Origin of the sequence: Streptomyces sp. AC1-42W (assembly GCF_003248355.1) — a bacterium.
GTDB lineage: Bacteria > Actinomycetota > Actinomycetes > Streptomycetales > Streptomycetaceae > Streptomyces.
Genome location: NZ_QKWY01000001.1, coordinates 3,737,733 through 3,758,103 on the forward strand (window position 1 = coordinate 3,737,733; position 20,371 = coordinate 3,758,103).

Annotated in this window: 22 protein-coding genes and 2 pseudogenes; 13 read left to right on the forward strand and 11 right to left on the reverse strand. The window is 73.2% G+C overall.

Translation table 11 applies throughout. The features are described from left to right. Positions 1-20 precede the first annotated feature (20 nt). The 3 genes and pseudogenes from DNK56_RS17095 to DNK56_RS17105 form a co-directional block, all read left to right on the forward strand. Positions 21-98, forward strand: a pseudogene (locus DNK56_RS17095) (mycothiol transferase); the annotation flags it as partial. Positions 99-229: 131 nt separating this feature from the next. After that, positions 230-676, forward strand: coding sequence for a nitroreductase family deazaflavin-dependent oxidoreductase (locus tag DNK56_RS17100; RefSeq protein WP_111334969.1), 447 nt, complete (start codon positions 230-232; stop codon positions 674-676). Positions 677-745: 69 nt separating this feature from the next. Further along, a complete protein-coding gene (locus tag DNK56_RS17105; protein WP_111334971.1) occupies positions 746-1,150 on the forward strand; it encodes a DUF6221 family protein in 405 nt (134 codons plus the stop codon). Positions 1,151-1,177: 27 nt separating this feature from the next. Here DNK56_RS17105 and DNK56_RS17110 read toward each other — a convergent pair whose 3' ends face one another. Next, positions 1,178-1,366: a DUF6381 family protein gene (locus DNK56_RS17110; RefSeq protein WP_111335920.1), complete on the reverse strand. Its 189-nt coding sequence runs from the start codon at positions 1,364-1,366 to the stop codon at positions 1,178-1,180. A 147-nt stretch (positions 1,367-1,513) separates the two neighbouring features. On the opposite strand from DNK56_RS17110, the gene DNK56_RS17115 reads away from it, so the two are divergent. Both DNK56_RS17115 and DNK56_RS17120 read left to right on the forward strand, forming a co-directional pair. After that, positions 1,514-2,506, forward strand: a complete 993-nt coding sequence (locus DNK56_RS17115; protein WP_111334973.1) for a GlxA family transcriptional regulator — start codon at positions 1,514-1,516, stop codon at positions 2,504-2,506. Positions 2,507-2,608: 102 nt separating this feature from the next. Then, complete coding sequence (locus DNK56_RS17120; RefSeq protein WP_111335922.1) at positions 2,609-3,232, forward strand: cysteine hydrolase family protein; 624 nt, start codon at positions 2,609-2,611, stop codon at positions 3,230-3,232. A 148-nt stretch (positions 3,233-3,380) separates the two neighbouring features. Here the strand turns inward: DNK56_RS17120 and DNK56_RS17125 are convergent, their stop codons facing one another. From DNK56_RS17125 to DNK56_RS17145, 4 genes are all read right to left on the reverse strand, one after another. Continuing rightward, positions 3,381-5,552: a hypothetical protein gene (locus tag DNK56_RS17125; protein WP_111335925.1), complete on the reverse strand. Its 2,172-nt coding sequence runs from the start codon at positions 5,550-5,552 to the stop codon at positions 3,381-3,383. Positions 5,553-5,642: 90 nt separating this feature from the next. Further along, on the reverse strand, positions 5,643-5,975 hold the full coding sequence (locus DNK56_RS36000) for a DUF4232 domain-containing protein (RefSeq protein WP_241989906.1): 333 nt from the start codon (positions 5,973-5,975) through the stop codon (positions 5,643-5,645). A 448-nt stretch (positions 5,976-6,423) separates the two neighbouring features. Further along, a complete protein-coding gene (locus tag DNK56_RS17135; RefSeq protein ID WP_199563736.1) occupies positions 6,424-7,968 on the reverse strand; it encodes a hypothetical protein in 1,545 nt (514 codons plus the stop codon). A gap of 115 nt (positions 7,969-8,083) precedes the next feature. Then, complete coding sequence (locus tag DNK56_RS17145; protein ID WP_111334977.1) at positions 8,084-8,854, reverse strand: uracil-DNA glycosylase; 771 nt, start codon at positions 8,852-8,854, stop codon at positions 8,084-8,086. Positions 8,855-8,980: 126 nt separating this feature from the next. Between DNK56_RS17145 and DNK56_RS17150 the strand changes: the two genes are divergently transcribed. Both DNK56_RS17150 and DNK56_RS17155 read left to right on the forward strand, forming a co-directional pair. Further along, the gene (locus DNK56_RS17150) at positions 8,981-9,187 is read left to right on the forward strand and encodes a DUF2945 domain-containing protein (protein ID WP_111334979.1); all 207 of its coding nucleotides are present in this window, start codon (positions 8,981-8,983) and stop codon (positions 9,185-9,187) included. After that, positions 9,180-9,746: a DUF488 domain-containing protein gene (locus DNK56_RS17155; RefSeq protein WP_199563735.1), complete on the forward strand. Its 567-nt coding sequence runs from the start codon at positions 9,180-9,182 to the stop codon at positions 9,744-9,746. The genes DNK56_RS17150 and DNK56_RS17155 overlap by 8 nt, the downstream gene beginning before the upstream one ends. On the opposite strand, the gene sigJ is transcribed toward DNK56_RS17155, so the two are convergent. Both sigJ and DNK56_RS17165 read right to left on the reverse strand, forming a co-directional pair. Beyond that, a complete protein-coding gene (sigJ, locus tag DNK56_RS17160) occupies positions 9,728-10,687 on the reverse strand; it encodes an RNA polymerase sigma factor SigJ (protein ID WP_111334983.1) in 960 nt (319 codons plus the stop codon). The genes DNK56_RS17155 and sigJ overlap by 19 nt on opposite strands. A gap of 97 nt (positions 10,688-10,784) precedes the next feature. Beyond that, entirely contained in the window at positions 10,785-10,955 is a 171-nt protein-coding gene (locus DNK56_RS17165) for a hydrophobic protein (RefSeq protein WP_111334985.1), read from the reverse strand. A 156-nt stretch (positions 10,956-11,111) separates the two neighbouring features. Here DNK56_RS17165 and DNK56_RS17170 point away from each other — a divergent pair. Beyond that, positions 11,112-11,968, forward strand: a pseudogene (locus tag DNK56_RS17170) (RNA polymerase sigma factor SigF). A gap of 16 nt (positions 11,969-11,984) precedes the next feature. Here DNK56_RS17170 and DNK56_RS17175 read toward each other — a convergent pair. Continuing rightward, positions 11,985-12,434, reverse strand: a complete 450-nt coding sequence (locus DNK56_RS17175) for an Asp23/Gls24 family envelope stress response protein (protein WP_111334987.1) — start codon at positions 12,432-12,434, stop codon at positions 11,985-11,987. Between the two features lie 200 nt (positions 12,435-12,634). Between DNK56_RS17175 and DNK56_RS17180 the strand changes: the two genes are divergently transcribed. From DNK56_RS17180 to DNK56_RS17190, 3 genes are all read left to right on the forward strand, one after another. Beyond that, a complete protein-coding gene (locus tag DNK56_RS17180) occupies positions 12,635-13,309 on the forward strand; it encodes a TetR/AcrR family transcriptional regulator (protein ID WP_111334989.1) in 675 nt (224 codons plus the stop codon). Then, positions 13,306-14,691, forward strand: coding sequence for an MFS transporter (locus DNK56_RS17185; RefSeq protein ID WP_111334991.1), 1,386 nt, complete (start codon positions 13,306-13,308; stop codon positions 14,689-14,691). Before DNK56_RS17180 ends, DNK56_RS17185 begins: the two co-directional genes overlap by 4 nt. Before the next feature lie 103 nt (positions 14,692-14,794). Beyond that, entirely contained in the window at positions 14,795-15,916 is a 1,122-nt protein-coding gene (locus tag DNK56_RS17190; protein ID WP_111334993.1) for a lipid II:glycine glycyltransferase FemX, read from the forward strand. A gap of 36 nt (positions 15,917-15,952) precedes the next feature. Here the strand turns inward: DNK56_RS17190 and DNK56_RS17195 are convergent, their stop codons facing one another. Continuing rightward, a complete protein-coding gene (locus DNK56_RS17195) occupies positions 15,953-17,395 on the reverse strand; it encodes an FAD-dependent oxidoreductase (protein ID WP_241989907.1) in 1,443 nt (480 codons plus the stop codon). An 85-nt stretch (positions 17,396-17,480) separates the two neighbouring features. Here DNK56_RS17195 and DNK56_RS17200 point away from each other — a divergent pair, with 85 nt between their 5' ends. Further along, positions 17,481-18,005: a hypothetical protein gene (locus tag DNK56_RS17200; RefSeq protein ID WP_111334997.1), complete on the forward strand. Its 525-nt coding sequence runs from the start codon at positions 17,481-17,483 to the stop codon at positions 18,003-18,005. A 27-nt stretch (positions 18,006-18,032) separates the two neighbouring features. On the opposite strand, the gene DNK56_RS17205 is transcribed toward DNK56_RS17200, so the two are convergent. Continuing rightward, on the reverse strand, positions 18,033-18,593 hold the full coding sequence (locus DNK56_RS17205; protein ID WP_111334999.1) for a hemerythrin domain-containing protein: 561 nt from the start codon (positions 18,591-18,593) through the stop codon (positions 18,033-18,035). Positions 18,594-18,712: 119 nt separating this feature from the next. Continuing rightward, positions 18,713-19,360 (reverse strand): RNA 2',3'-cyclic phosphodiesterase, encoded by a 648-nt coding sequence (gene thpR, locus DNK56_RS17210; RefSeq protein ID WP_199563734.1) that lies wholly within the window; start codon positions 19,358-19,360, stop codon positions 18,713-18,715. A gap of 576 nt (positions 19,361-19,936) precedes the next feature. Here thpR and DNK56_RS17215 point away from each other — a divergent pair. Further along, positions 19,937-20,155 carry an MbtH family protein gene (locus DNK56_RS17215; protein ID WP_111335003.1) on the forward strand — a complete coding sequence of 73 codons (219 nt, stop codon included), beginning with the start codon at positions 19,937-19,939 and terminating at the stop codon, positions 20,153-20,155. Positions 20,156-20,371 lie beyond the last annotated feature (216 nt).

Sequence of the window (20,371 nt, forward strand, 5' to 3'; positions counted from 1 at the left end):
CGAAAGGCCGTTCACCGGGCATGATCGCCGAGTACGCGCGCCACCTCGGCCACGCCGACCTGGTCCGCGAGCGGCTGGACGGAGCCACCGGTGACTGACCCGGCCGGGCGGCGCGGCGACACGCGACCGGGCGGATTATCCCGCGGGCGGCAGCCGTTGAGGCGATGATGAGATGTCACGGCGTGCCGGACGCCGCGGCCCGACGACAAGCGACGATGGGAATGAACGCATGCCTCTCCAGGGCGAGTACGAGCCGAGTCCCGCACAGTGGGTTCGCGACCAGGTCGAGCAGTACGAGAGCTCGGGCGGTACGGAGGGCACGACGATGCGCGGCATGCCGGTCATCGTCCTGACGACCATCGGCGCCAAGAGCGGGAAGATCCGCAAGACCCCCCTCATGCGCGTCGAGCACGACGGCCTGTACGCCGTGGTCGCCTCCCAGGGCGGCGCCCCCACGCACCCCGTCTGGTACCACAACCTCCGGGCCGACCCGCGCGCCGAGCTCCAGGACGGGCCGGTGCGCCGGGACATGACGGCTCGTGAGGTGACCGGCGAGGAGAAGGCCCAGTGGTGGGAGCGGGCCGTCGAGGCGTTCCCCGACTACGCCGACTACCAGCGGAAGACCGACCGGGAGATCCCGGTCCTCGTCCTGGAACCCGTCGACGGCGGCCACTGACCGCGTCGGGATAGTGTCCGGCTCGGCCCCCTGAGTGGTCGGGGCCGAGCGGAAGGATGCCAGGACCAGATGACAGACAATTCCGACCTCGTCGCCTTCGTACGAGCACGCCTGGACGAGGAGGAGGATCTCGCGCGGGCGGCCGGCGGCGAGCGCTGGCGCTGCCCGGCCGACATCCCCGGCGAGATCCACGACCGCAGCGGCGCGATCGCCTTCACCCTGCGCGCGCACGGCCACGAGTACGACCGGCACATCGGCCGGCAGGACCCGGCCCGCACGATCCAGCGCATCGAGACCCAGCGGGTGCTCCTCGACGAGTACGCGGAAGTCGCCGCGCTCGACGTGGACCGGCCGGAGCGCGACTTCGCGTCCGGCCGGGCCTTCGGGCTCGGCTTCGCGGTCCGCCAGCTGGCCGCCGAGAACGCCGGCCACCCCGACTACCAGGTGAAGTGGCTGCCCCGCTTCACCCAGTAGCGGACCCGCCGCCGGCTCCGGGGCGGCTCAGAGCGCGTTCGTCCCGTGATCGCCCTTGGTGGTCACCTGGTCGCTCCGCTCCTGGAGCCGGCGCGCCTTGTCCATCAGCCGCTGCCGCTCCCGCGCGTCGGGGGCGCGATCGGCGGCCTCCCGCATCTCCCGCGCCTTGGCCCGGATGCGCTCCGCCCGGCCGCCCGTCTCGTCCGCAACGCTCATGATCACTCCCGGTCTCGTAGGAGAGCCCACCCCTCCAGCGAAGCAGCGCGCCCGCGCCTCCGCATCCCGAACGGGGGCCGGTGCGGTGTCCGAATGTGACAGGGAACCGTCATTGCGGCCACCGTCCCGGTTGACGACGATGGACCCATGTCCAGCGCACACCGCGTCGTCATCGCGGTCTTCCCCGGCGTCGATCTCCTCGACGTGTCCGGCCCCGCCGAGGTCTTCTCCCTCGCCAACCGGGTCTCCGGCGGCCGGGCCGGCTACCGGGTCCGGCTCGCCGGCCCCGAGGCGGGCGAGGTGCGGACCTCGGCGGGCGTACGGCTCCTGACCGACCTGACCTTCGCCGAGGTGGGCCGGGACGTGGACACCCTGCTGGTGCCCGGCGCGGTGGACATGACCGACGACGGGCCCGTCCCCCGGATCGACGGGGACATCGTGGCCTGGGTGCGGGAGACCGCCCCGCACGCCCGGCGGGTGGCGTCCGTCTGCGTCGGCGCGCATCTGCTGGCCGCGGCCGGGCTCCTGGACGGGCTGACGGCCACCACCCACTGGTCCACGGCCGCCCGGCTCGCCGCCGCGCACCCGGAGGTCACGGTGGACGCGGACCCGATCTTCGTCCGCGCCGACCGGGGCAGGGTGTGGACCGGGGCCGGCATCAGCGCCTGCCTGGACCTCTCGCTCGCCCTGGTGGCCGAGGACCACGGCGAGGACGCCGCCCTCGCCGTCGCCCGGCAGCTGGTGATGTACCTCAAACGGCAGGGCGGGCAGAGCCAGTTCTCCGTACCGCTGAGCCGGCCGGCCGCCTCGCGGCGCGACATCGACGAGCTGCGGCTGTGGATCGCCGACCATCTCGACCGGGACCTGTCCGCGCCGGTGCTCGCCGCGCGGATGTGCCTGAGCGAACGGCACTTCGCCCGCGTCTTCAAACAGGAGACCGGACTCTCGCCGGCCGCCTATGTGGAATCCGCCCGCGTCGAGGCCGCCCGCAGGCTCCTGGAGACGACCGACGACCCGCTCGACCGGGTGGCGGCCGCCGCCGGGCTCGGGTCGGCGGAGACCCTGCACCGCGTGTTCCGGCGGCAGATCGCCACCACCCCCGCCGCCTACCGCCGCCGCTTCCGCACCACGGCGGCCTGAGACCCGAAAGCTCCTCAACCACCCGCCCCAATCGGCGAGTTCACCTTCCTCGGCACGGCGGACGGCTCCGCCATGCCCCCGTACAAGAGAGGCACACCCACCATGACCACGACCCAGCCCTCCGCGACGCTCCGCGAGGTCTCCGGCCTGGACACCCGGCTGCCCCGGCTGAGCGAGTCCGTCCTGATCCTCATCGACGTCCAGAACACCTACCGCACCGGCGTCATGGCCCTGGAGGGCGCCGAGGAGGCCGTCGCCGCCTGCGCCCGGCTGCTGGAGCGGGCCAGGGCGGCGGGCACCTCCGTCGTCCACGTCATCCACGACGGGGGCGACGGCTCCCCGTACGACATCCGCGAGCACATCGGCGCCCTCTGCGACGAAGTCGCCCCGCGGGAGGGCGAGCCGGTGGTCGTCAAGCACTTCCCGAACTCCTTCCACCGCACGGAGCTGGAGAAGGAGCTGACCGCCCTGGGCGCGGAGCCGGGCAGCGGCAAGGAACTGGTGCTCGCCGGATTCATGGCCCACATGTGCGTCACCCACACCGCGCAGGGCGCCTTCAACCTGGGCTACCGGCCCGCCGTCGTCGCCGAGGCCACCGCCACCCGCAGCCTGGCCGCCCCGGACGGCACGGTGCTGCCGGCCGCCGCACTCAAGACCGCCGCGCTCACCGCCCTCGGCGACCTCTTCGCGCCCATCGCCCCCACCGTGGACGCGCTGCCCGCCTGAGCCGGACCCGGCCGCACGAAAAAGAACGCCGGGATGCCCTCGGGGCATCCCGGCGTCACGTCGGCGGCGAGGAAAGCGGAAGGACTAATTCATGAAAGGAATGGAGAAGGAAGTCCCTCCATGGCCTCGCCACGGGCCACGTTAGCAGTCAGGCGGGGATCAGGTCGCGCAGATTTTCCGGGGTGACGACCACCGAGTCCGGGTGCAGTCCGTCGGGGCGTTCCAGACCGATGTACGTGACCGGCCCGTCCGGGACCGCCCCGCCGTCCCACAGCGTGACCTCCGTCCCGCGCCCCTCCAGCAGGGCCACGACGTGGCCCACCGTCAGGTACTCCCGCTCCACGATCCCGCGCAGCAGCGACGCCACGGTCACCCGGTTGCCCTCCACCCGGTTGGAGTGCGGCTCGCCCGCCAGGTACAGGTGCAGCCACCTGGCCCGCCAGCGCCCGTCGGGCCCGCGCAGGAACGCCAGCGGCAGCGCCACCGCGCCCGGCCCGCGCAGCTCCGACTTCATCCGCACCGTACGCGGTTCGAAGGGGCGGCCCGCCTGCTCGGCGTCGCGCGTCATGAACCCGAAGAACGACTCCTCGACGCTCTCGAAGTTCTCCCCGGAGTAGATGTTGACCTGCGGCACGATGAAGTCGCCGCGCACGGTGTCGAGCCGCAGGTTGATGAACTCCGATGCCCCCTCGGGCGCCTCCGTGACATCGCCGGAGTGCTCGCCGCCGATCTCGGAGAGCGCGGTGTACGACAGCCAGCACAGCGTGTCGTAGCGGGAGTCGAGCATCAGCGCGGACAGGTCGAAGTCGGTGTCCTGCCGGGCCTGCTTCCAGTACACGAAGAACCGCAGCAGTTCACCGTCCACGGGCGTGAGCGAGCCCCGGGGCAGCACGCCGAACCCGCCGGACGTCGCCTTGCCGCTGAGCGGCAGCGCCACGTCGAAGATGTCCGGATCGACCAGCAGCCGCCCGGTCTCCGGCAGCCGCCGGGCCACCTCGGCGTCCAGCGCCGCGACCAGCCGGTCCCGCACCGCCTCGGGCAGCGGCGCACGGGAGTCGCCGGTGACCCAGGCGCGGGCGCGCCGGTTGACGAAGAACCGGCCCTCGTCCCGCACGGGCCCCCGGTTCTGCAGGTGTTCGCGGACGGACAGCAGCACCCGCCCCGAGACCCGCGGGGCCACCCGCACCGCCGCGGCCACCACCGCGTCGTGCTCCTCGTCGGTGCGGCAGGTTCTCAGCAGCCGGTCCAGGGCGCGCATCAGCATGCCCGGAGCGGACGTCAGCAGCCGCGCCGCGCCCGTGACGTCACCGGCGGCCAGCAACTCCTCGACCCGGCTGCCGAAGGTCCGGGCCTCCTTCTCACCGCGTGCCACGGCGAACACCTCGGCGGCGTACGGCCGGTCCGGGTACTCGTGCGGATGCAGACGCTCACCGAGGCGCTTGAACTCCTCGCGGTGCGCCGCCACATCGGCGAGCTTCGCGGGGGACGCCGCCACGACCGCGTCCAGCCCGGCCAGCAGCGCCCGGCGCACCGGCCGCGAGAAGGAGCGGAACCGGGTCGGTGTCGTCAGGGTCACATCGCCGTCGCTCAGCGCGCAGGCCAGCCTGAGCACATCGGTGACGGTGTCCAGCAGCGGCTCCCGGCCGGCGGTGAGCCGCGCCCGGTTGACGACGGCCCGGTTCTCCCGCACGGGCATGGTCTCCGGCTGCGGCCCGTCCACGCAGTGCGCGGCGAGCACCCCGAGGTCGTTCAGGTGTTCCTCGCTCAGCGGGGTGGCGCTGCCGGCCAGGGCGAGGTAGAGCGAGGCCGCCTCCTCGTCCGGCGAGCCGCCCAGGCGCAGGACCGTCAGTCGGTCGCCCGCGGCCCCGGTCAGCTCGTCGTGGGCGGCGAGCATGTCGTCGTAGGTGTGCTGGTAGCGGCCGTACGTCGGCAGCGTCAGCAGGTTGACGGCGCCCTCGCTCAACTGCTTGAGCGTGCCGGGCCGGGTGGTCTCGTCGAGCAGCGCGTCGGCTATGCACTGCCACCAGAAGTCGAAGGTGTTCGGGACGTTCGCGGGGAAGTCGATGAAGTACGAGTTGTGCCGGACGTGATCGCCCACCATCTCGCGGACGACGTCCAGGGTGTGCCGGGCGGTCTCGGCCACCGTCCTCGCGGACAGCGCCGACAGATGTTCCAGGGCGCCGCCCGAGAGCTTGAAGCCCACGGACATCAGGGCGGTGTCGAACTGCCGTGCCGCCACCTCCCCTTGGCCTGCGGGACCGGTGGGAGCGGGCAGTCGATGGGTGTGCCGGACGACCATTGCGTCGAGAGGGTGGGACATCCGGGCATGATCGCAGAACCGGTGGGGGAGGGGCATGCGAGTTTCCCCGCCCCGGCCCGGCCCGGTCATGGCACGGTTTCGGTCTTCCGGTCAGCCCTCGACGGAGGTGGTGGTGAAGCGGTCGCCGCAGATACGGATCTGCGGATCGCGCAGGGTGAGCGCCTCCTTGGAGCCCGGAGGGTAGACCCGCAGATAGTCGGCCCGCTTCCAGCAGCCGCCGTCCGCGATGCCCCGGTTCAGCGTGTGCAGGAAGACGTGCGCCGTCTTCCCGGGGGCGAGCACGGTCGGCCCCTTCGTGGCACCGTCCCGCTGGGCCGGTACGCCGATGACGCCGCCGTCGCGCTGGATCAGGGACACCCCGGGGAAGCCGTTGAGGGCGCAGGAGCGCGCCGACTTGTTGACGAAGGTGAGCCGGTAGTACACCTGCCCGGCGCCCCGTCCGCCGGCCGCACGCCCATGCCCAGGCCCTGTGCCGTGCACCGGCCGGGACCTGCGGCGTCGGCCCCCGTGTCCGGGTCCGGCGTCCCGGTCGCCGCGCGGGAGGGCGACGCGGGCGCGGGCGCCGGGGACGACGCGTCGGCGGGGGAGGACGCGGTGGCCGGCGGCTGCGACGGGTCCTGCGAGGGGTCGGTGTCCCCGGCGTGGGTGGCGGTCGGGGCGGCGGCAGGGCCGCCCGTCCCGGAACCGTCGTCACAGCCCGCCGCGACGAGTGCGAGCGACATCATCGCGAGGGGCACGAGCAGGCGGCGCGCACGCCGTCTTCCGGCCGCCCCGCGTCCGCGCGGACGCGGCGCGCGCTCGAACGGTCCGGGGGCGGCGGAGGTGCGAGTCAGTGGGCCCATGACGGACGCCTGCTCGGTTTTGGGTGCGCTCAACCTGATGATCTTGTATTGGCTCGGAGTCCCCGGGCTCCGTCAGCCGTCCCGGCCATGCCGCCGCCGGCGTCGCCGCCGTCGCCCGCGTCCTCTTCCTCGTCCAGGTCCTCCAGGTCGTCGAGGCACTCCGCGGCCACCGCCCCGGCGAACCCCGGGCACATCCAGACCTCCGGATCGACGGGCTCGCCCTCCGCCGGAAACTTCTCCGGCGCGTAGAAGTGCGGCAGGCCCGCCAGGAACTCCGCCCGGAACAGCTCCGGATGCGCTCCGGCGTGCGCGCATTCCGCGGGCCGGGGCGCGGCGGTCACGGCGCGCAGCACGGCCATCACCTCACGGGCCACCGGAGGCGGCGGGTACGGGTAGGCGTTGAACATCGACTGACAGGCCGTCAGCAGCAGCGCCACCCGCTCGCGCCCCTCCGCGAGCGCGTATCGGCGGGCCGCCCACAGACCCAGGTCGTTCGCGTACTTCTCGTTGGCGGCGCGCGGGGCGATCCGGTCCACGATCACCGCGATGTCGAGCCGCCCGTCCGGGCGCAGGTACACCGGGTCGAGGTGCGATGTGTCCCGGTGGCCGAACAGCTTCCCGCCCCGCTCGCGCAGCAGCCGCAGCGACTCCCCGGCGACCTCGGTCAGGAACACCGGGCACACCACGGTCTCCAGCGCGGCGGCACGTCCCGCCGCATGCCTCCGCTCGTACAGGCGGCGCCCGGCCCTGCTGCTCAGCATCACCCCGAGTTCCGCCGCCGCCGGGCCGCTGCGCGGCAGCTCCGCGTGGCGGTCGTGCGCGCAGGAGGCGCCGGCGAAGAACGGCAGGGCGCCCTCCAGCGCCGCCACCAGGTCGTCGAGCACCGACTGCCTGCGGATCGTGCCGGAAACGGCGTACCAGGTCACCGCCCTGACGATCAGCAGATGCCCGGCACGGTCCTCGGGGGCGGCGGTGGCCAGGCCCGACGCCTGCCAGGCGATCTCGTCGTTCACATCGGTCCACGGCTTGGGGTAGCCGTGCAGCAGCGCCGACAGGTCCGCCGCGGTGTGCACGGCCTCCAGCGGGAGACGCGGCGGGACGTCCGCGACCGTGTCCGGCTCGATGATGTCCAGGGCGATCCGGGCGAACCCGGCCGCGTTCCGCGGGCAGCTCCACTCTTCGCGGGGCCGGCCCTCCGGCCACCGCAGCGCCGGGTCCCCGAGCGGGGCCACCCGGGCGGCGAGGCGCTTGTCGTCCTCCGCGCCGTGCTCATCGAACGGGTGGGAGGCGTGCGGGCAGGGCCGTGCGCGCAGCGTCCCGTCGGCGGACCGGAGCGCCGACGTCACCCGCGATATGACGCCCGCGCCCGGCCTGGACGCCACATAGGGCGCCATCAGGACCAGCCCGAGCGCCCACACCGCGGCCGGTACGTCGCCGGGCTCGCCGGTGAGCCGGCCGGCGCAGTCCAGCGCGGCCTCGTCGTAGCGGTCGCTGCGGGCGCCCGAATACTTCCTGCGGATCTCGTCCCAGAGCGGGCCGGCCGTGTCCGGGGCCATGACGTCGATGTTCGGCATGATCCGGATGACGCGCGCAGGCCGCTGCGGGTTCCCGCCCCGGCTCAGGGGCCGCCCCACCGACCGCCCGTCCGCACCGCAACGCATCGCACCGCCCGCTGTCCGGATGCGCGGGTCACCCCCGGTCGGAGCGTACGACGGGCAGGCCGGCCGTCTCCGCGGCCTCGGCCAGCACCTCGCGGAGCATCGCCGGGGTGAGCCGGCCGGTGAAGACATTGCGTTGGCTGACGTGGTAGCAGCCGAACAGGGTCAGCGGGTCGTCCGCCCCGTCCGCCGGGGCCAGCACCGCGCGGGCGCCGTGCCCGAACACCGGCCGGGGCCGGGGCACCCGCCGCCCGGCCCGCTCCAGGGCCGCCAGCGTCGCCTGCCAGCCGAAGCCGCCGAACGCGACGACCGCCCGCACGGTGGGCCGCAGCAACTGGAGTTCGCGGGCCAGCCAGGGCCGGCAGGTGTCCCGCTCGCCCGGCGTCGGCCGGTTGGCGGGCGGGGCGCAGTGCACGGGCGACGTCACCCTGACCCCGTACAGCTCCAGCCCGTCGCCCGCGTCCGTCACCGTGGACCGGGAGGCGAGCCCCAGCTCGTACAGCGTGGCGTACAGCAGGTCGCCGGCCCGGTCGCCGGTGAACATCCGGCCCGTCCGGTTCCCGCCGTGCGCGGCGGGCGCCAGGCCCGTGATCGCCAGGGAGGCGTCGGCGGGGCCGAAGCCGGGGACGGGGCGCGCCCAGTACTCCCAGTCGCGGAACGCGGGGCGCTTGACGCGGGCGGCCTCCTCCCGCCACTCCACCAGGCGGGGACACGCACGGCAGTTCACCAGCCGCTCGTCGAGAGCGGCCAGCGAACGGGACCGGGCGGCGGCCTGTACGGGGTAATCCTCGGCGGTGCACATGACGAACCCGAACCCGCTTCCCGTGTCCCGGTGGCGTGCTGCTCGACATGAGCGTACCCGGCACGGATGCGACCATGGCCCTGGAAACGGCCCCGCCTGCCACGGAGAACGAAGGGAATCCGGACCATGAGCGATTTCGCCGTAGGGGACCATGTGCGATGGAACTCCGAAGCCGGTCACGTCGAAGGCGTCATCACCGAGAAGCACACCCGGGACGTCGAATTCAAGGGCCGCACCCGGCATTGCAGCAAGGAAGAGCCGCAGTACGAGATCAAGAGTGACAAAACCGGCCACCTCGCCATGCACAAGGGCAGCGCGCTGAAGAATGCCTGACGGGGCGGCCCGCCGAAAGGGGCGAGGTGGTGCGGTGAACCGGATCTGCACGATCGGCCACTCGACACGGGAATTCGGGGAATTCGTGGAGCTGCTGCGCGAGAACGACGTCACCTGTCTGGCCGACGTGCGTTCGTACCCGTCGTCCAGACGGCTTCCGCAGTGGAACCAGCAGGCCGTCATCGACTCCCTGCCGCCCGGCATCGGATACCGGTGGCTGCGGAAGCTCGGCGGGCGCCGCCACACCCCGAAAGGCGTACCGACCGTCAACGGCGCCTGGCGGGTCAAGGCCTTCCGTGACTACGCCGACTACATGGCGACCGACGAATTCCGGGAGGGTCTGGACGAATTGCTGGCCCTCGCCGAGGACGAGCGCCCCGCCATCATGTGCAGCGAGGCCGTGCCGTGGCGCTGCCACCGCCGGCTGATCACCGACGCGCTGATCGTCGCGGGCGCGGAGGTCGTGGACATCCTGTCACGCACCTCGACACGGCCCGCCGCCCTCAACGAGAACGCCCGGGTCCACGACGGCCGGCTGACCTACCCGCCCCACGACTGAGGGGCCGCACCGGGCCCGCCGCCCGAGGTCCAGGGCCGCAGCTTCTCCGGATTGCGCACCGCCCAGATGCGGTCGACGCGGCCCCCGGCGAGACCGAACGCGGCCACGGTGACCGTGACCCCGGCGTGCTGGGCGACCAGTCCGGGCCGGCCGTTCACCGTGCGCTCCAGCAGCACCGGATCCGGCAGCCTGTCCGCGAAGTGGCACAGGTACTCCGCGAGCCGCACGCCGCCCTCCACCGGCCGCAGGGCCGCCCCGGCCAGCCCGCCGCCGTCGGTGACCATCATCGCGTCCGGGTCGAGGAGGCCGACCAGCGCCCCGATGTCCTTGGCCTGCCACGCCTCCTTGAACTCCCGCACGAGCGCCGCCTGTCCGGCCGCCGGGCCGGTGTCCGCGCGGGCGTCGCGCAGCCGCCGCCGGGCCGACGCGGCGAGCTGCCGGCAGGCCGGGGCGCTGCGGCCGACGATCGCGGCCACCTCGGCGAACGGATACCGGAAGACGTCGTGCAGGACGAACGTCACCCGCTCCGCCGGGGTCATGGACTCCAGCACGACCAGGAACGCCATGTTCACGGACTCGTCCAGGGTCACCCGGTCGGCCGGGTCCGCCGGTTCGTCCCGGCCGCCGCCCGTGCGGCCGCCGGGCCACTCCGAGCGGTCCGGCAGCGGCTCCGGAATCCACTCGCCGACGTACCGCTCCCGCCTGACCCGGGCCGAGCCCAGCACATCGAGGCAGACCCGGCTCGCCACCGTCGTCAGCCACGCACCGGGGGAGTCGATCTCCGCCTGCCGCGCCGGGGGCATCGCGTACCAGCGGGCGTACGTCTCCTGTACGGCGTCCTCCGCCTCGGCGACCGAACCCAGCATCCGGTAGGCGAGGTTCATCAACTGCCGCCGCTCGCCGATGACAGCGCTCGGCTCCGCTTCGGAAGGTGTGCTCATCGTGTGACCGCCCTCGGTTCCCGTCGTCGGTGTGCAGTGTACGAATGGGGGGCCGGCCGGGAATTCCCGGCCGGCCCCCCATTCCGCAGGGAACGAACTACCAGCGGTACCAACGGCTACGCTTTCCACCGCCGCCGACCGGCCGGACGACGAAGCCGAGCAGCCACACCACCAATACGGCGACGGCTATCCACCACAGAGCCTTCAGGGCGAAACCGGCCCCGAAGAGAATGAGTGCGAGCAGAAGAACCAGAATGACCGGAACCATGAATATCAACCTCCGAAACCTCGGATGCCCCGGCCCGCCCCCGGTACTCCTGGAGAATCCGCGCCGTTTCCATGGGTGTGGAACGCATGGCTCCGGGTAGTCGCAGCTTCGCGCATGCGCAAGCAGCAGCTGTCGGACGGAAGGGGAACGATCGCGATGCCGATAACCGAGTCTGTGCAGGTCGCACCGGCGGAACTCCCGGAGATCGCCGACCCGTCGAAGGTGGCGCCCAGGGACGCCCGCGCACTCAGCAAACTGTTCTTCGACCGGTTGCAGACCCTCGAAGAGGGCACGGCGGAGTACCAGTACGCGCGCAACACGCTCATCGAGATGAATCTGACCCTGGTGCACTTCGCCGCCGCCCGGTACCGCAACCGGGGCAACGGCCAGATGGAAGACATCATCCAGGTCGGCACCATCGGGCTGATCAAGGCCATCGACCGCTTCGAACTCAGCCGCGAGGTCGAGTTCACCTCCTTCGCCATCCCGTACATCGTCGGTGAGATCAAACGATTCTTCAGGGACACCACCTGGTCCGTGCACGTCCCCCGGCGACTCCAGGAGCTGCGGGTCACCCTCGCCAAGGCCAAGGAGGAACTCGCCTCCGCGCTCGGCCGCGAGGCCACCGTCGCCGAACTGGCCGAACGCCTCGGCATCGGGGAGAGGAGGACGTCATCGAGGGCCTGGTCGCCTCCAACGGCTATACCGCGCACTCGCTGGACGTACCGCTCGACGGCGGCGAGGGCGACAGCGCCGGCGGGGTGACCCGCACCCACGCCGACATCACCGGGGAGTGCGATCCCGGCATCGAACTGGTCGAGAACCTGCACGCCCTGGCGCCCCTGCTGGAAACGCTCGACGAACGGGAACGCGCCATCGTCCGGATGCGCTTCGGCCAGGAGATGACGCAGTCCCGGATAGGCGAACGCCTCGGTCTGTCCCAGATGCATGTGTCACGGCTGATCGCCCGCATACTCGGCAAGCTCCGCGAAGGCATCCTCGCCGAGGACTGACCGCCGCTCAGGAGCCCTACTGGACGCGCGAGGTGCGGGAGGACGACTCGTCCTCGTCCTCGTCCTCGTCCGAACCCGGCACATGGACGTCCGTGACGTTGATGTTGATCTCGACGACTTCGAGACCGGTCATCGTCTCGACCGCGTCGGTGACCTGCGTACGGATGCGGTGCGCGGTCTCCACGACGGGGGCGCCGTACTCGACGACGATGTCGACGTCGACGGCGGTCTGCTTCTCGCCGACCTCCACCTTGACGCCCCGTCCGGGGTCGCTGGACCGGGACACCTTGTCCTTGACGGCTCCGAGCGCACGCGTCGGGCCCTTGCCGACGGAGTACACCCCGTCGGTCTCCCGTACCGCGATGCCGGCGATCGTCGACACCACGCTGTTCGCGATGGTCGTCGTTCCTCGCGTACCGCCCGCCGTGCCGCCTTCCAGCCGGGTGCCGCTTTCGTTGGTCGCCATGAGTTCCTCACACGGAAGCTTGTCGGGGGAGTGGGGGACGCCGGACGGAATCCGCTTCCGCCGCGATCCGCGCCCTCCTCCACTCTCCTCCGGCACCCGCGCACCCGCCATTCGGGTGGCCGCGCCCGGGGCGCGACGCGGCGCCGCCGTTCCCGACCCGTTTGTAGACATTGTCTACCCATTTTTGGTAGACAGTGTCTATGGACCACTCGTCATCCCTGCGGGAGCGGCTGATCGACGCCGGCGTCGAACTCGTCACCGCCGAGGGCTCCGCCGCCGTCGGCCTCCGCGAGATCGCCCGTCGCGCGGGCGTCTCCCACGGCGCCCCGCGCCGCCACTTCCCCACCCACCACTCCCTGCTCTCCGCCATCGCCCGGCGCGGCTTCGCCGACCTCGCCGCCCGGCTCGCGGCGGCGACGAACGACCCGCGCACCCCGCGCGGCCGGCTGCGGGCCCTGTCCGAGGCGTATCTGGAGTACGCGCGGGACAACCGAGGCATGTTCGAGCTGATGTTCCGTCACGACCTCCTGGACAGCGAGGCGCACGCCGGTGCCACACCGCCCGAAGCCGGCACACCCGCCCCGCCGCGCCTGCGCGACTCCTCCCTCCCGCTCTTCGCCGAACTCGTCGAACTCGTCACCCTCGACCGCGCCCACCGCGCCGCCCACGCCGACACCGGACCCTCGGACGACCCGGCACCGCCGTCCGCCGTGACCGCGGCCGCCCTCTGGACCAACCTGCACGGCCTCGCCGTCCTCCGGGCCGGCGGCGGCCTCCGACTCGCCCTCGAAACAGCGCTCCCCGACGCCGGCGACGGGCCCGACCCGCTCGTGTCGGCGGTGCTCGACGCCCATCTGGGCCGGGTGCGGACGTGACGACCACCGCGCTACGGCCCCGGGCCGCGCTCCTGGCCTCGGTGGCGGGAGCCATGATCGTCGCCCTGGACGGCACGGTGCTGCTCATCGCCCAGCCCGACCTGCGCGCCGACCTCGGGGCGACCGTCTCCCAGGTCCAGTGGACCAGCACCGCCTACCTGCTCGCCGTCGCCGCCCTACTCGTCATAGCCGGACGCCTCGGGGACCGGTACGGACACCGGCGGCTGCTGTTCCTCGGCGTACTCGGCTTCGGCGCCGCCTCGGCCGGGATCGCGCTCGCCCGGGACATCCACCTGGTGATCGCCCTGCGCGCCGCCCAGGGCGTGTTCGGCGCTCTCCTCCAGCCGGCCACCCTCGCCCTCCTCCGGCTCGGCCACCCGGCCGACCGGCTGGGCGGCGCGATCGCCCTGCGGACCGGCGCCATCGGCGTGGCCGCGGCCGCCGGACCGGTGCTCGGCGGACTCCTCGTCACCCACTGGGGCTGGCGGGCCGTGTTCCTCATCAACGTCCCGGCCGCCCTCGCCATCGCCGCCCTCACGCTCGCCGTACGGACCCCGGACGTACCGCGCGCCGCCGCCCGCCGGTTCGACCTCACCGCCGGCGCACTGCTGGCCGGCGCGCTCGCCGTCCTCGTCCACACCCTGGCCGGCGTCCCCGACCACGGCTGGACCGGCGCCCGCACCGGACTCGGGCTGCTCCTGGGCGTACTGCTCGGGGCGGCGCTCCTCCGCCACGAACGGCGCAGCGCCCATCCGGTCGTGCCGCCGGCCGTGGCCCGCTCGGTACCCGTGACGGCCTCCATGGCGCTGCTGCTCACCACCTCCGGCGGGCTGTTCGGCGCGCTGTTCGCGGTCACCTTCCACCTTCAGCAGGGGCTCGGCCTCGACCCGCTGGCCGCCGCACTGCGCTGCCTGCCGATGACCCTGCTCATGATCGCCGGAGCGCCCGCCGCCTCGGCCGCGCTCCGCAGGTTCGGGGCGCGCCGCACCGCGCTCACCGGCCAGCTGTGCGTCGTACTCGCCGTGCTGGCTCTCTCCCGGCCGGCCCCGGCGACCTCCTGGCAGGAGACGGGCCTCGTGTTCGCGGTGCTCGGCGCCGGCTTCACCGCCGTCATGGTCACCGCCACCGGGACCGTCGTCGGGGACGCGCCGCCCGGCTGCGCGGGAGTGGTCGGCGGCCTCAAGCAGACCGCCATGAACGTGGGCCCGACCCTCGGTATCGCGGTGGCCGCCGGACTCATGCCGCTCACCCCGACGGCCCACGGCGCCCCGGCACATCCCGCCCTCTCCGTCCCGGACCACGCCCTGGACCGGGCACTGCCCGCGGTGGCGCTGCTCGCCGCGCTCGGACTGATCCCGGCCCGGCTGCTGCCCCGGCGCTGACCCGGCGGGCGTCCCCGCCGGCCGCCGGCCGCTCGCGTCGTGGGCGGCGGCGCGCGCCAGTACGCTGCCGAAGGACCATGTCCCATGGACGAGGAGCGACCCGATGGACCTCCGCCTGAGCACGATCGGCCGGGAACAGCACCTGGCGTTCGTCGAGAGCCTGCCCTCGGCGAGCCACACCCAGGTCCCCTCCTGGGGCGAGGTGAAGCCCGACTGGCGGGCGGAGAGCCTCGGCTGGTCCGACGCCGGCGGGCGCCTCGTCGGCACGGCCCTCGTCCTGTACCGGCCGCTGCCGAAGCTCAAGCGCTACCTCGCCTACCTCCCCGAGGGCCCGGTCATCGACTGGTACGACGACGACCTCGGCCGGTGGCTCACCCCGCTCCTCGGCCACCTCAAGAAGCGGGGCGCCTTCACAGTGCGGATGGGCCCGCCCGTCGTCGCCCGCCGCTGGGACGCGGCCACCGTCAAGGACGCCATCGCCGACCCCGGCACCCACCGCCTCGGCGACGTACCGCCCACCGAACAGGACCCCCGCGCCGCCGCGCTGACCGACCGGCTGCGCGGCACGGGCTGGCAGCGCGCCGGCGGCGACAGCGAGGACGGCTTCGCGGCGGGACAGCCGCGATACGTCTTCCAGCTCCCCCTCGCGGGCCGCTCGCTCGACGACGTCCGAAGCGGCTTCAACCAGCTGTGGCGCCGCAACATCAAGAAGGCGGACAAGGCCGGCGTCAAGGTCGTCCGGGGCGACTACGCCGACCTGGACACCTTCTACGCCCTCTACACCGAGACCGCCGAACGCGACCGCTTCATCCCCCGCCCCCTGCCGTACTTTCAGCGCATGTGGAAGGCGCTCACCGCCGAACACCCCGACCGGATGCGCCTCTACCTCGCCGCACACGACGGCGATGTGCTGGCCGCCGCCACCATGCTCACCGTCGGCGGCCACGTCTGGTACTCGTACGGGGCCTCCACCGGCCGCAGGCGCGAGGTCCAGCCCAACAACGCCATCCAGTGGCAGATGATCCGCGACGCCCACGCCATGGGCGCGCACGTCTACGACTTCCGGGGCACCACCGACACCCTCGACGAGAGCAACCACCTGCTCGGCCTGCTCCGCTTCAAGGCCGGCACCGGCGGGCAGGCCGCCGAGTACGTCGGCGAGTGGGACTACCCGCTCAACAAGGTCCTGCACAAGGCGCTCAACCTCTACCTGGCCCGGCGCTAGCCCCGGCCATCAGCGCCGGGCGACCCGCGAACCCGGTCACTCCTCCTCGCCGCTCTCCAGCGCCTCCAGCGGCCGGACCGCCGGTCCCTGGAGGACCGTGCCGTCCACCGCGAACCTCGACCCGTGACACGGGCACTCCCACGCCGTCTCCGCCGCGTTGAACGCCACCAGGCACCCCAGATGCGTGCACCGCGCGGACACCGCGCGCACCGTGCCGTCCGGCTCCCGGTACACGGCGCGGCGGCGGCCCTTCACCCGCACCACCGCCCCCGACCCCGGCGGAATCTCGGCCACCGAGTCCACATGGCCGACACGCAGCCGGTCCCCGACGAAATGCCGGGCCACCTCCGCCTGCGCGCCCAGCAGCGACGGCGCCTCGCGCACCGCGCTGCCCAGCCGCCGCGGGTCGTACAGCTCCGCCCACGGCGGGGCCGGCGCCTGTGTGATCAGCGCGGACAGCAGCCGCCCCGCGACCACCCCGCCGGTCATGCCCCAGCCGCCGAAACCGGTCGCCACGAACGTGTGCCGGGCCCCGATGTGGAAGGGCCCGATCAGCGGGACCGTGTCGCTGGGATCGTTGTCCTGCGCCGCCCACCGGTACGCGGTCGGCCCCACCGGGAACCGCTCCCGCATCCAGCCGTCCAGCCGCCGGAACCCCCGCGCGGGGTCCCCGGTGCCCGGCGTGAAACTCTCCCCGGTCACGATCAGCAGCCGCCGGCCCTCGTCCAGCGGTGTCGAGCGCACCGACCGCTTGCCCTCGTCCTCCGTGATGTACATGCCCCCGGGCGCCTCACCGGCAGCGATGGGCGCGGCCACCACCAGCTCCCGCCGGGGCGACAGCCGGGCGAACAGCATCGCGCGGTCGAAGACCGGGTAGTGCGTGGCCACCACCACGTTCCGGGCCGTCACCGCCCGCCCCGACTCGACGGTCACCCGGCACGGTGTGCCCTCCGTCAGCCCGGTGACCCGGCTGCGCTCGAAGATCCGGCCGCCGCGCGCGATCAGGTCCGCGGCCAGGGCCAGCAGATACCTGCGCGGGTGGAACTGGGCCTGGCCGTCCGCCCGGACCGCCCCGGCGACCGGGAACGGCAGCTCCGTCCCGGACACGTACGAGGCGTCGAGCCCGGCTTCGGCGGCGGCGCGCGCCTCCGCCTCGACGGCCGGGAGCGAGGCGGCCGATGCCGCGTAGCTGTACGCGCTCACCCGTTCCAGGTCGCACGCGATCCCCAGCTCGCCGACGATCGCGGCCACCCGCTCCACCGCGTCCCGCTGCGACGCCGCGAACAACCGGGTCGCCTCCGCGCCCCTGGTGCGCCGCAGCCGGTCGTACACCAGTGAGTGGAGCGCGGACACCTTCGCCGTGGTGTAGCCGGTGACCCCGGCGGCGATACGGTCGGCCTCCAGCACCACCACGTCCCGCCCGGCCCGCGCCAGCTCCCAGGCCGTGCTCAGCCCGGCGATCCCGGCGCCGATCACCACTGCCGCATCGTGCCCTGCGTCATACGGGGCGGCCGCGACGGCGCAGTACGCTGCACGCCGACCCAGCACCCGAGGGGACGCCCCGATGCCCGCAGACCTCGCCCCGCTCATCGCCGCCACCACCCAGTGGCTGACGCGCGCGTTCCCCGCCGGCGGCGGCCCGCTCACCGCGGCCCTGGCCGAGGCGCAGGCCCGCCAGGCGGTCACCGTCGCCACCTGGCTGCGCTACCCCACGGACCTCGACGCCGCCCTCGTGACCCTGACCGGCCCCGGCGGATCGGCCCGCCTGGACGAGGTCACCGGCGGCGGCCACCTGCCGGCCGGACCGCAGGACCCGGCCTGGCGCAGCTGGGTGGACGAGGTCGTCGCCAGCTGGGCCGCCCATCTGCTCACCGCGCCCGACGCGGCGAGGGACGCGGTGAAGGCCCTCGACCGGTGCGCGCACACGACCGCGGGCCCCGCGGAGTTCCGCCGGCTGACCGACCCGAGCGCGCACGACCTCGCGGCCACCGCGCTGATGCGCCACCCGGACCTGCTGGGGCCGATAGCGCGCCTGCACCAGGCGGACCTGCTCGACCGGCTGCGCCCGGGGCCGGCCCGCGCCCGCTGAGCGCGGCGCCGGGCCGCCGAGACGGTGTCAGCCCCTGCCGCGGCCGCTCAGCAGGTCACGGGCCCGGTCGACGAGCCCGGCGCCGGGGCCGAGGATCTTGAGGCCCGTGGGGCTGTCGGGGGCGGAGGGGTGCGGGCGGGTCGGGGCGGTCTTCTTCGCCGTACGGACCCTCTCGCCCAGCTCGTCCAGCGCTTCGGGGGAGCAGGCCGCCGCGAGCAGCGGGAACAGCCGGTTCTCCTCGTCCCGGACGTGCTCGCCGACCTCCAGCTTGAGCTTCGCCACCAGATGGTCGAACCGCGGGTCGTCCGCGGACAGCCCCTCCAGCTCCTTGAGGTGCCGCTCCACCGCGGCGTGGTCCTCCAGCTCCTTGTCCGCCATGTCGTCGCCGTCGTCCACGAACCGGCGGACCACGGGGTAGAGGTGCATCTCCTCCGCCACGGAGTGGCGGACCAGCTCGATCGTCAGCTCGTCGGCGAGCTTCCTGCGCTGCTCGTCGCCGACCGGCTGCGCCTCGATCCGCGCGAACAGTTCGTCGACCTCGCGGTGGTCGGTGGTGAGTTCCGCGATCACATTTCCGCCGTGTCCCATCAGTGAAACCCTCTCCGCCGGTGCGGTGTACGCCTGTGTGCTGCGAGCCGAAGTCAGCTCACCGTTCCACAGGGGTACCCCCGAACCTCACCAACACACGGAGCCACGCCCCACTCCGGTCAGGCTGGCGTAACGCCGTCCTCCGGAACGGTGGTGCCGGGCGGGGGAGTGGGCGTGTCCGCACCGGCCGCCGTGCCGAGCGGCCATGCCGCGATGTCGCGGTAGCGGATCTGCCCGGCGCCGCGCCCCGGGTTGCCGCCCACCAGATGCAGGCGCTCGGCGGTCCACATCCGGCCCCGGAACTCCGTGAGCCGCGCGGCGATCTCGCCGGCCGAGGTGTGGTCGCCCCGGCGGACCCGGGCCAGGGTCAGATGCGGGCGCAGCGGCCGGCTCTCCAGGATGATGCCGCAGCGCTCCACGACGCCGCGGACGCCCGCGGCGAGGCCGTGCAGCCCGTCCAGGTCCCCGGCGATCCCGCTCCAGGCGACGCGCTCGTCGAAGGTGCCGCCGCCGTGCAGCGCCAGCCGGGGCGCCGGGTGGGTCGCGGCCAGCTCCGCGAGGGGCCGGCGCAGCAGCGCGGCGGTGGCCACCGGGAGTTCGCCGAGGAACGCCAGGGTGATGTGCCAGTCCTCGACGCGGTTCCACCGCACCTGCGGGTGCGTGGCGTAGACGGGGCGCAGTTCGCGGACGAGTTCGTCCTTCGCCGGGTCGGGCGGGGCGAGGGCGATGAACACGCGAACGGTGGTGGGCGGCATTTCGTCGGTCACACCGCATTGGTACCGCACGGGCGGGAGGCCGTCGCCGCCGGGTGGTGGCCCCGCACCGGAATCCGTCCTGACGCTGAGTAACAGCAGAGGCCATTACTTGGGTATGGGGCGCGTACCCGGCGCACGGGAGCGCGGCGTGATCGGCGCGAAACCGAGGGGGAGAGGGCGTACGCCGGCGGATATCCGGATTTGCGCGGGTCGTAATTATCGAAACATGCACAATCGGGACACCGAATGGCTGAATATTTCCGCAGTGCCGGGGTTGGCATATGTCCCTGGCCGGTCTTCGCGCACGTCGTGGGCGTACACCGCCATAAGTAATGGGCTGAATTCGTCTCTTCCGCTGTCGGCGGTCATCTATGGTGATTGTCGTGAACGGGCGAAGCCGGAAGACCGGCCCGCCGTCGGCGTCGCCTCGGTATACCGAGGCGTAACGTATCTCCGTCCCGCGCGGCCGAAGCCGTGCGGCGGGGGTGGGGGACCGGTGGCGAGGTGTGGTGAATCCCGCGAGGCAAGCCTGCATATATCTGTGGAACACGTGGTGACGTGTGGGAAAAACAACTGGGGGGGACGGTCGTGACCAATCCTTTCGATGACGAGTCGGGTCGGTTCGTGACGCTGGTCAACGACGAGGGGCAGTACTCGCTGTGGCCCGCGCACATCGAGGTGCCGGGCGGCTGGAGCGTCGGCGGCCCGGAGGGCTCGCGTCAGGAGTGTCTCGACGCCATCGAGGCCGCGTGGACGGACATGCGACCCGCCGGCCTGGTCCGGGCGATGGAGGCCGACGCCGGATAGGGCCGCGCCCGGACCGCCGCGCCGTGACGGCCGCCCGGTCCGGTCCGGGCCGGCTGCCGCACTTCCAACCGGACCGATCGACATTGCTCTCTTTCGGGCAGAAGTGATCAGTCCGCAGCGGTGAACGATCGCGCCTCGACGAAAAGAGTTCATGCCGCTTTCACGCGGCTTTCTCACCTCATTGATGGACTGCCAGGAGTGCGTCCTCAATACGCG

Coding starts and splice junctions, on each gene's coding strand:
- DNK56_RS17100 (WP_111334969.1), top strand. CDS start 230: ATGCCTCTCCAGGGCGAGTACGAGCCGAGTCCCGCACAGTGGGTTCGC.
- DNK56_RS17105 (WP_111334971.1), top strand. CDS start 746: ATGACAGACAATTCCGACCTCGTCGCCTTCGTACGAGCACGCCTGGAC.
- DNK56_RS17110 (WP_111335920.1), bottom strand. CDS start 1,366: ATGAGCGTTGCGGACGAGACGGGCGGCCGGGCGGAGCGCATCCGGGCC.
- DNK56_RS17115 (WP_111334973.1), top strand. CDS start 1,514: ATGTCCAGCGCACACCGCGTCGTCATCGCGGTCTTCCCCGGCGTCGAT.
- DNK56_RS17120 (WP_111335922.1), top strand. CDS start 2,609: ATGACCACGACCCAGCCCTCCGCGACGCTCCGCGAGGTCTCCGGCCTG.
- DNK56_RS17125 (WP_111335925.1), bottom strand. CDS start 5,552: ATGTCCCACCCTCTCGACGCAATGGTCGTCCGGCACACCCATCGACTG.
- DNK56_RS17135 (WP_199563736.1), bottom strand. CDS start 7,968: ATGCCGAACATCGACGTCATGGCCCCGGACACGGCCGGCCCGCTCTGG.
- DNK56_RS17145 (WP_111334977.1), bottom strand. CDS start 8,854: ATGTGCACCGCCGAGGATTACCCCGTACAGGCCGCCGCCCGGTCCCGT.
- DNK56_RS17150 (WP_111334979.1), top strand. CDS start 8,981: ATGAGCGATTTCGCCGTAGGGGACCATGTGCGATGGAACTCCGAAGCC.
- DNK56_RS17155 (WP_199563735.1), top strand. CDS start 9,180: ATGCCTGACGGGGCGGCCCGCCGAAAGGGGCGAGGTGGTGCGGTGAAC.
- sigJ (WP_111334983.1), bottom strand. CDS start 10,687: ATGAGCACACCTTCCGAAGCGGAGCCGAGCGCTGTCATCGGCGAGCGG.
- DNK56_RS17165 (WP_111334985.1), bottom strand. CDS start 10,955: ATGGTTCCGGTCATTCTGGTTCTTCTGCTCGCACTCATTCTCTTCGGG.
- DNK56_RS17175 (WP_111334987.1), bottom strand. CDS start 12,434: ATGGCGACCAACGAAAGCGGCACCCGGCTGGAAGGCGGCACGGCGGGC.
- DNK56_RS17180 (WP_111334989.1), top strand. CDS start 12,635: ATGGACCACTCGTCATCCCTGCGGGAGCGGCTGATCGACGCCGGCGTC.
- DNK56_RS17190 (WP_111334993.1), top strand. CDS start 14,795: ATGGACCTCCGCCTGAGCACGATCGGCCGGGAACAGCACCTGGCGTTC.
- DNK56_RS17200 (WP_111334997.1), top strand. CDS start 17,481: ATGCCCGCAGACCTCGCCCCGCTCATCGCCGCCACCACCCAGTGGCTG.
- DNK56_RS17205 (WP_111334999.1), bottom strand. CDS start 18,593: ATGGGACACGGCGGAAATGTGATCGCGGAACTCACCACCGACCACCGC.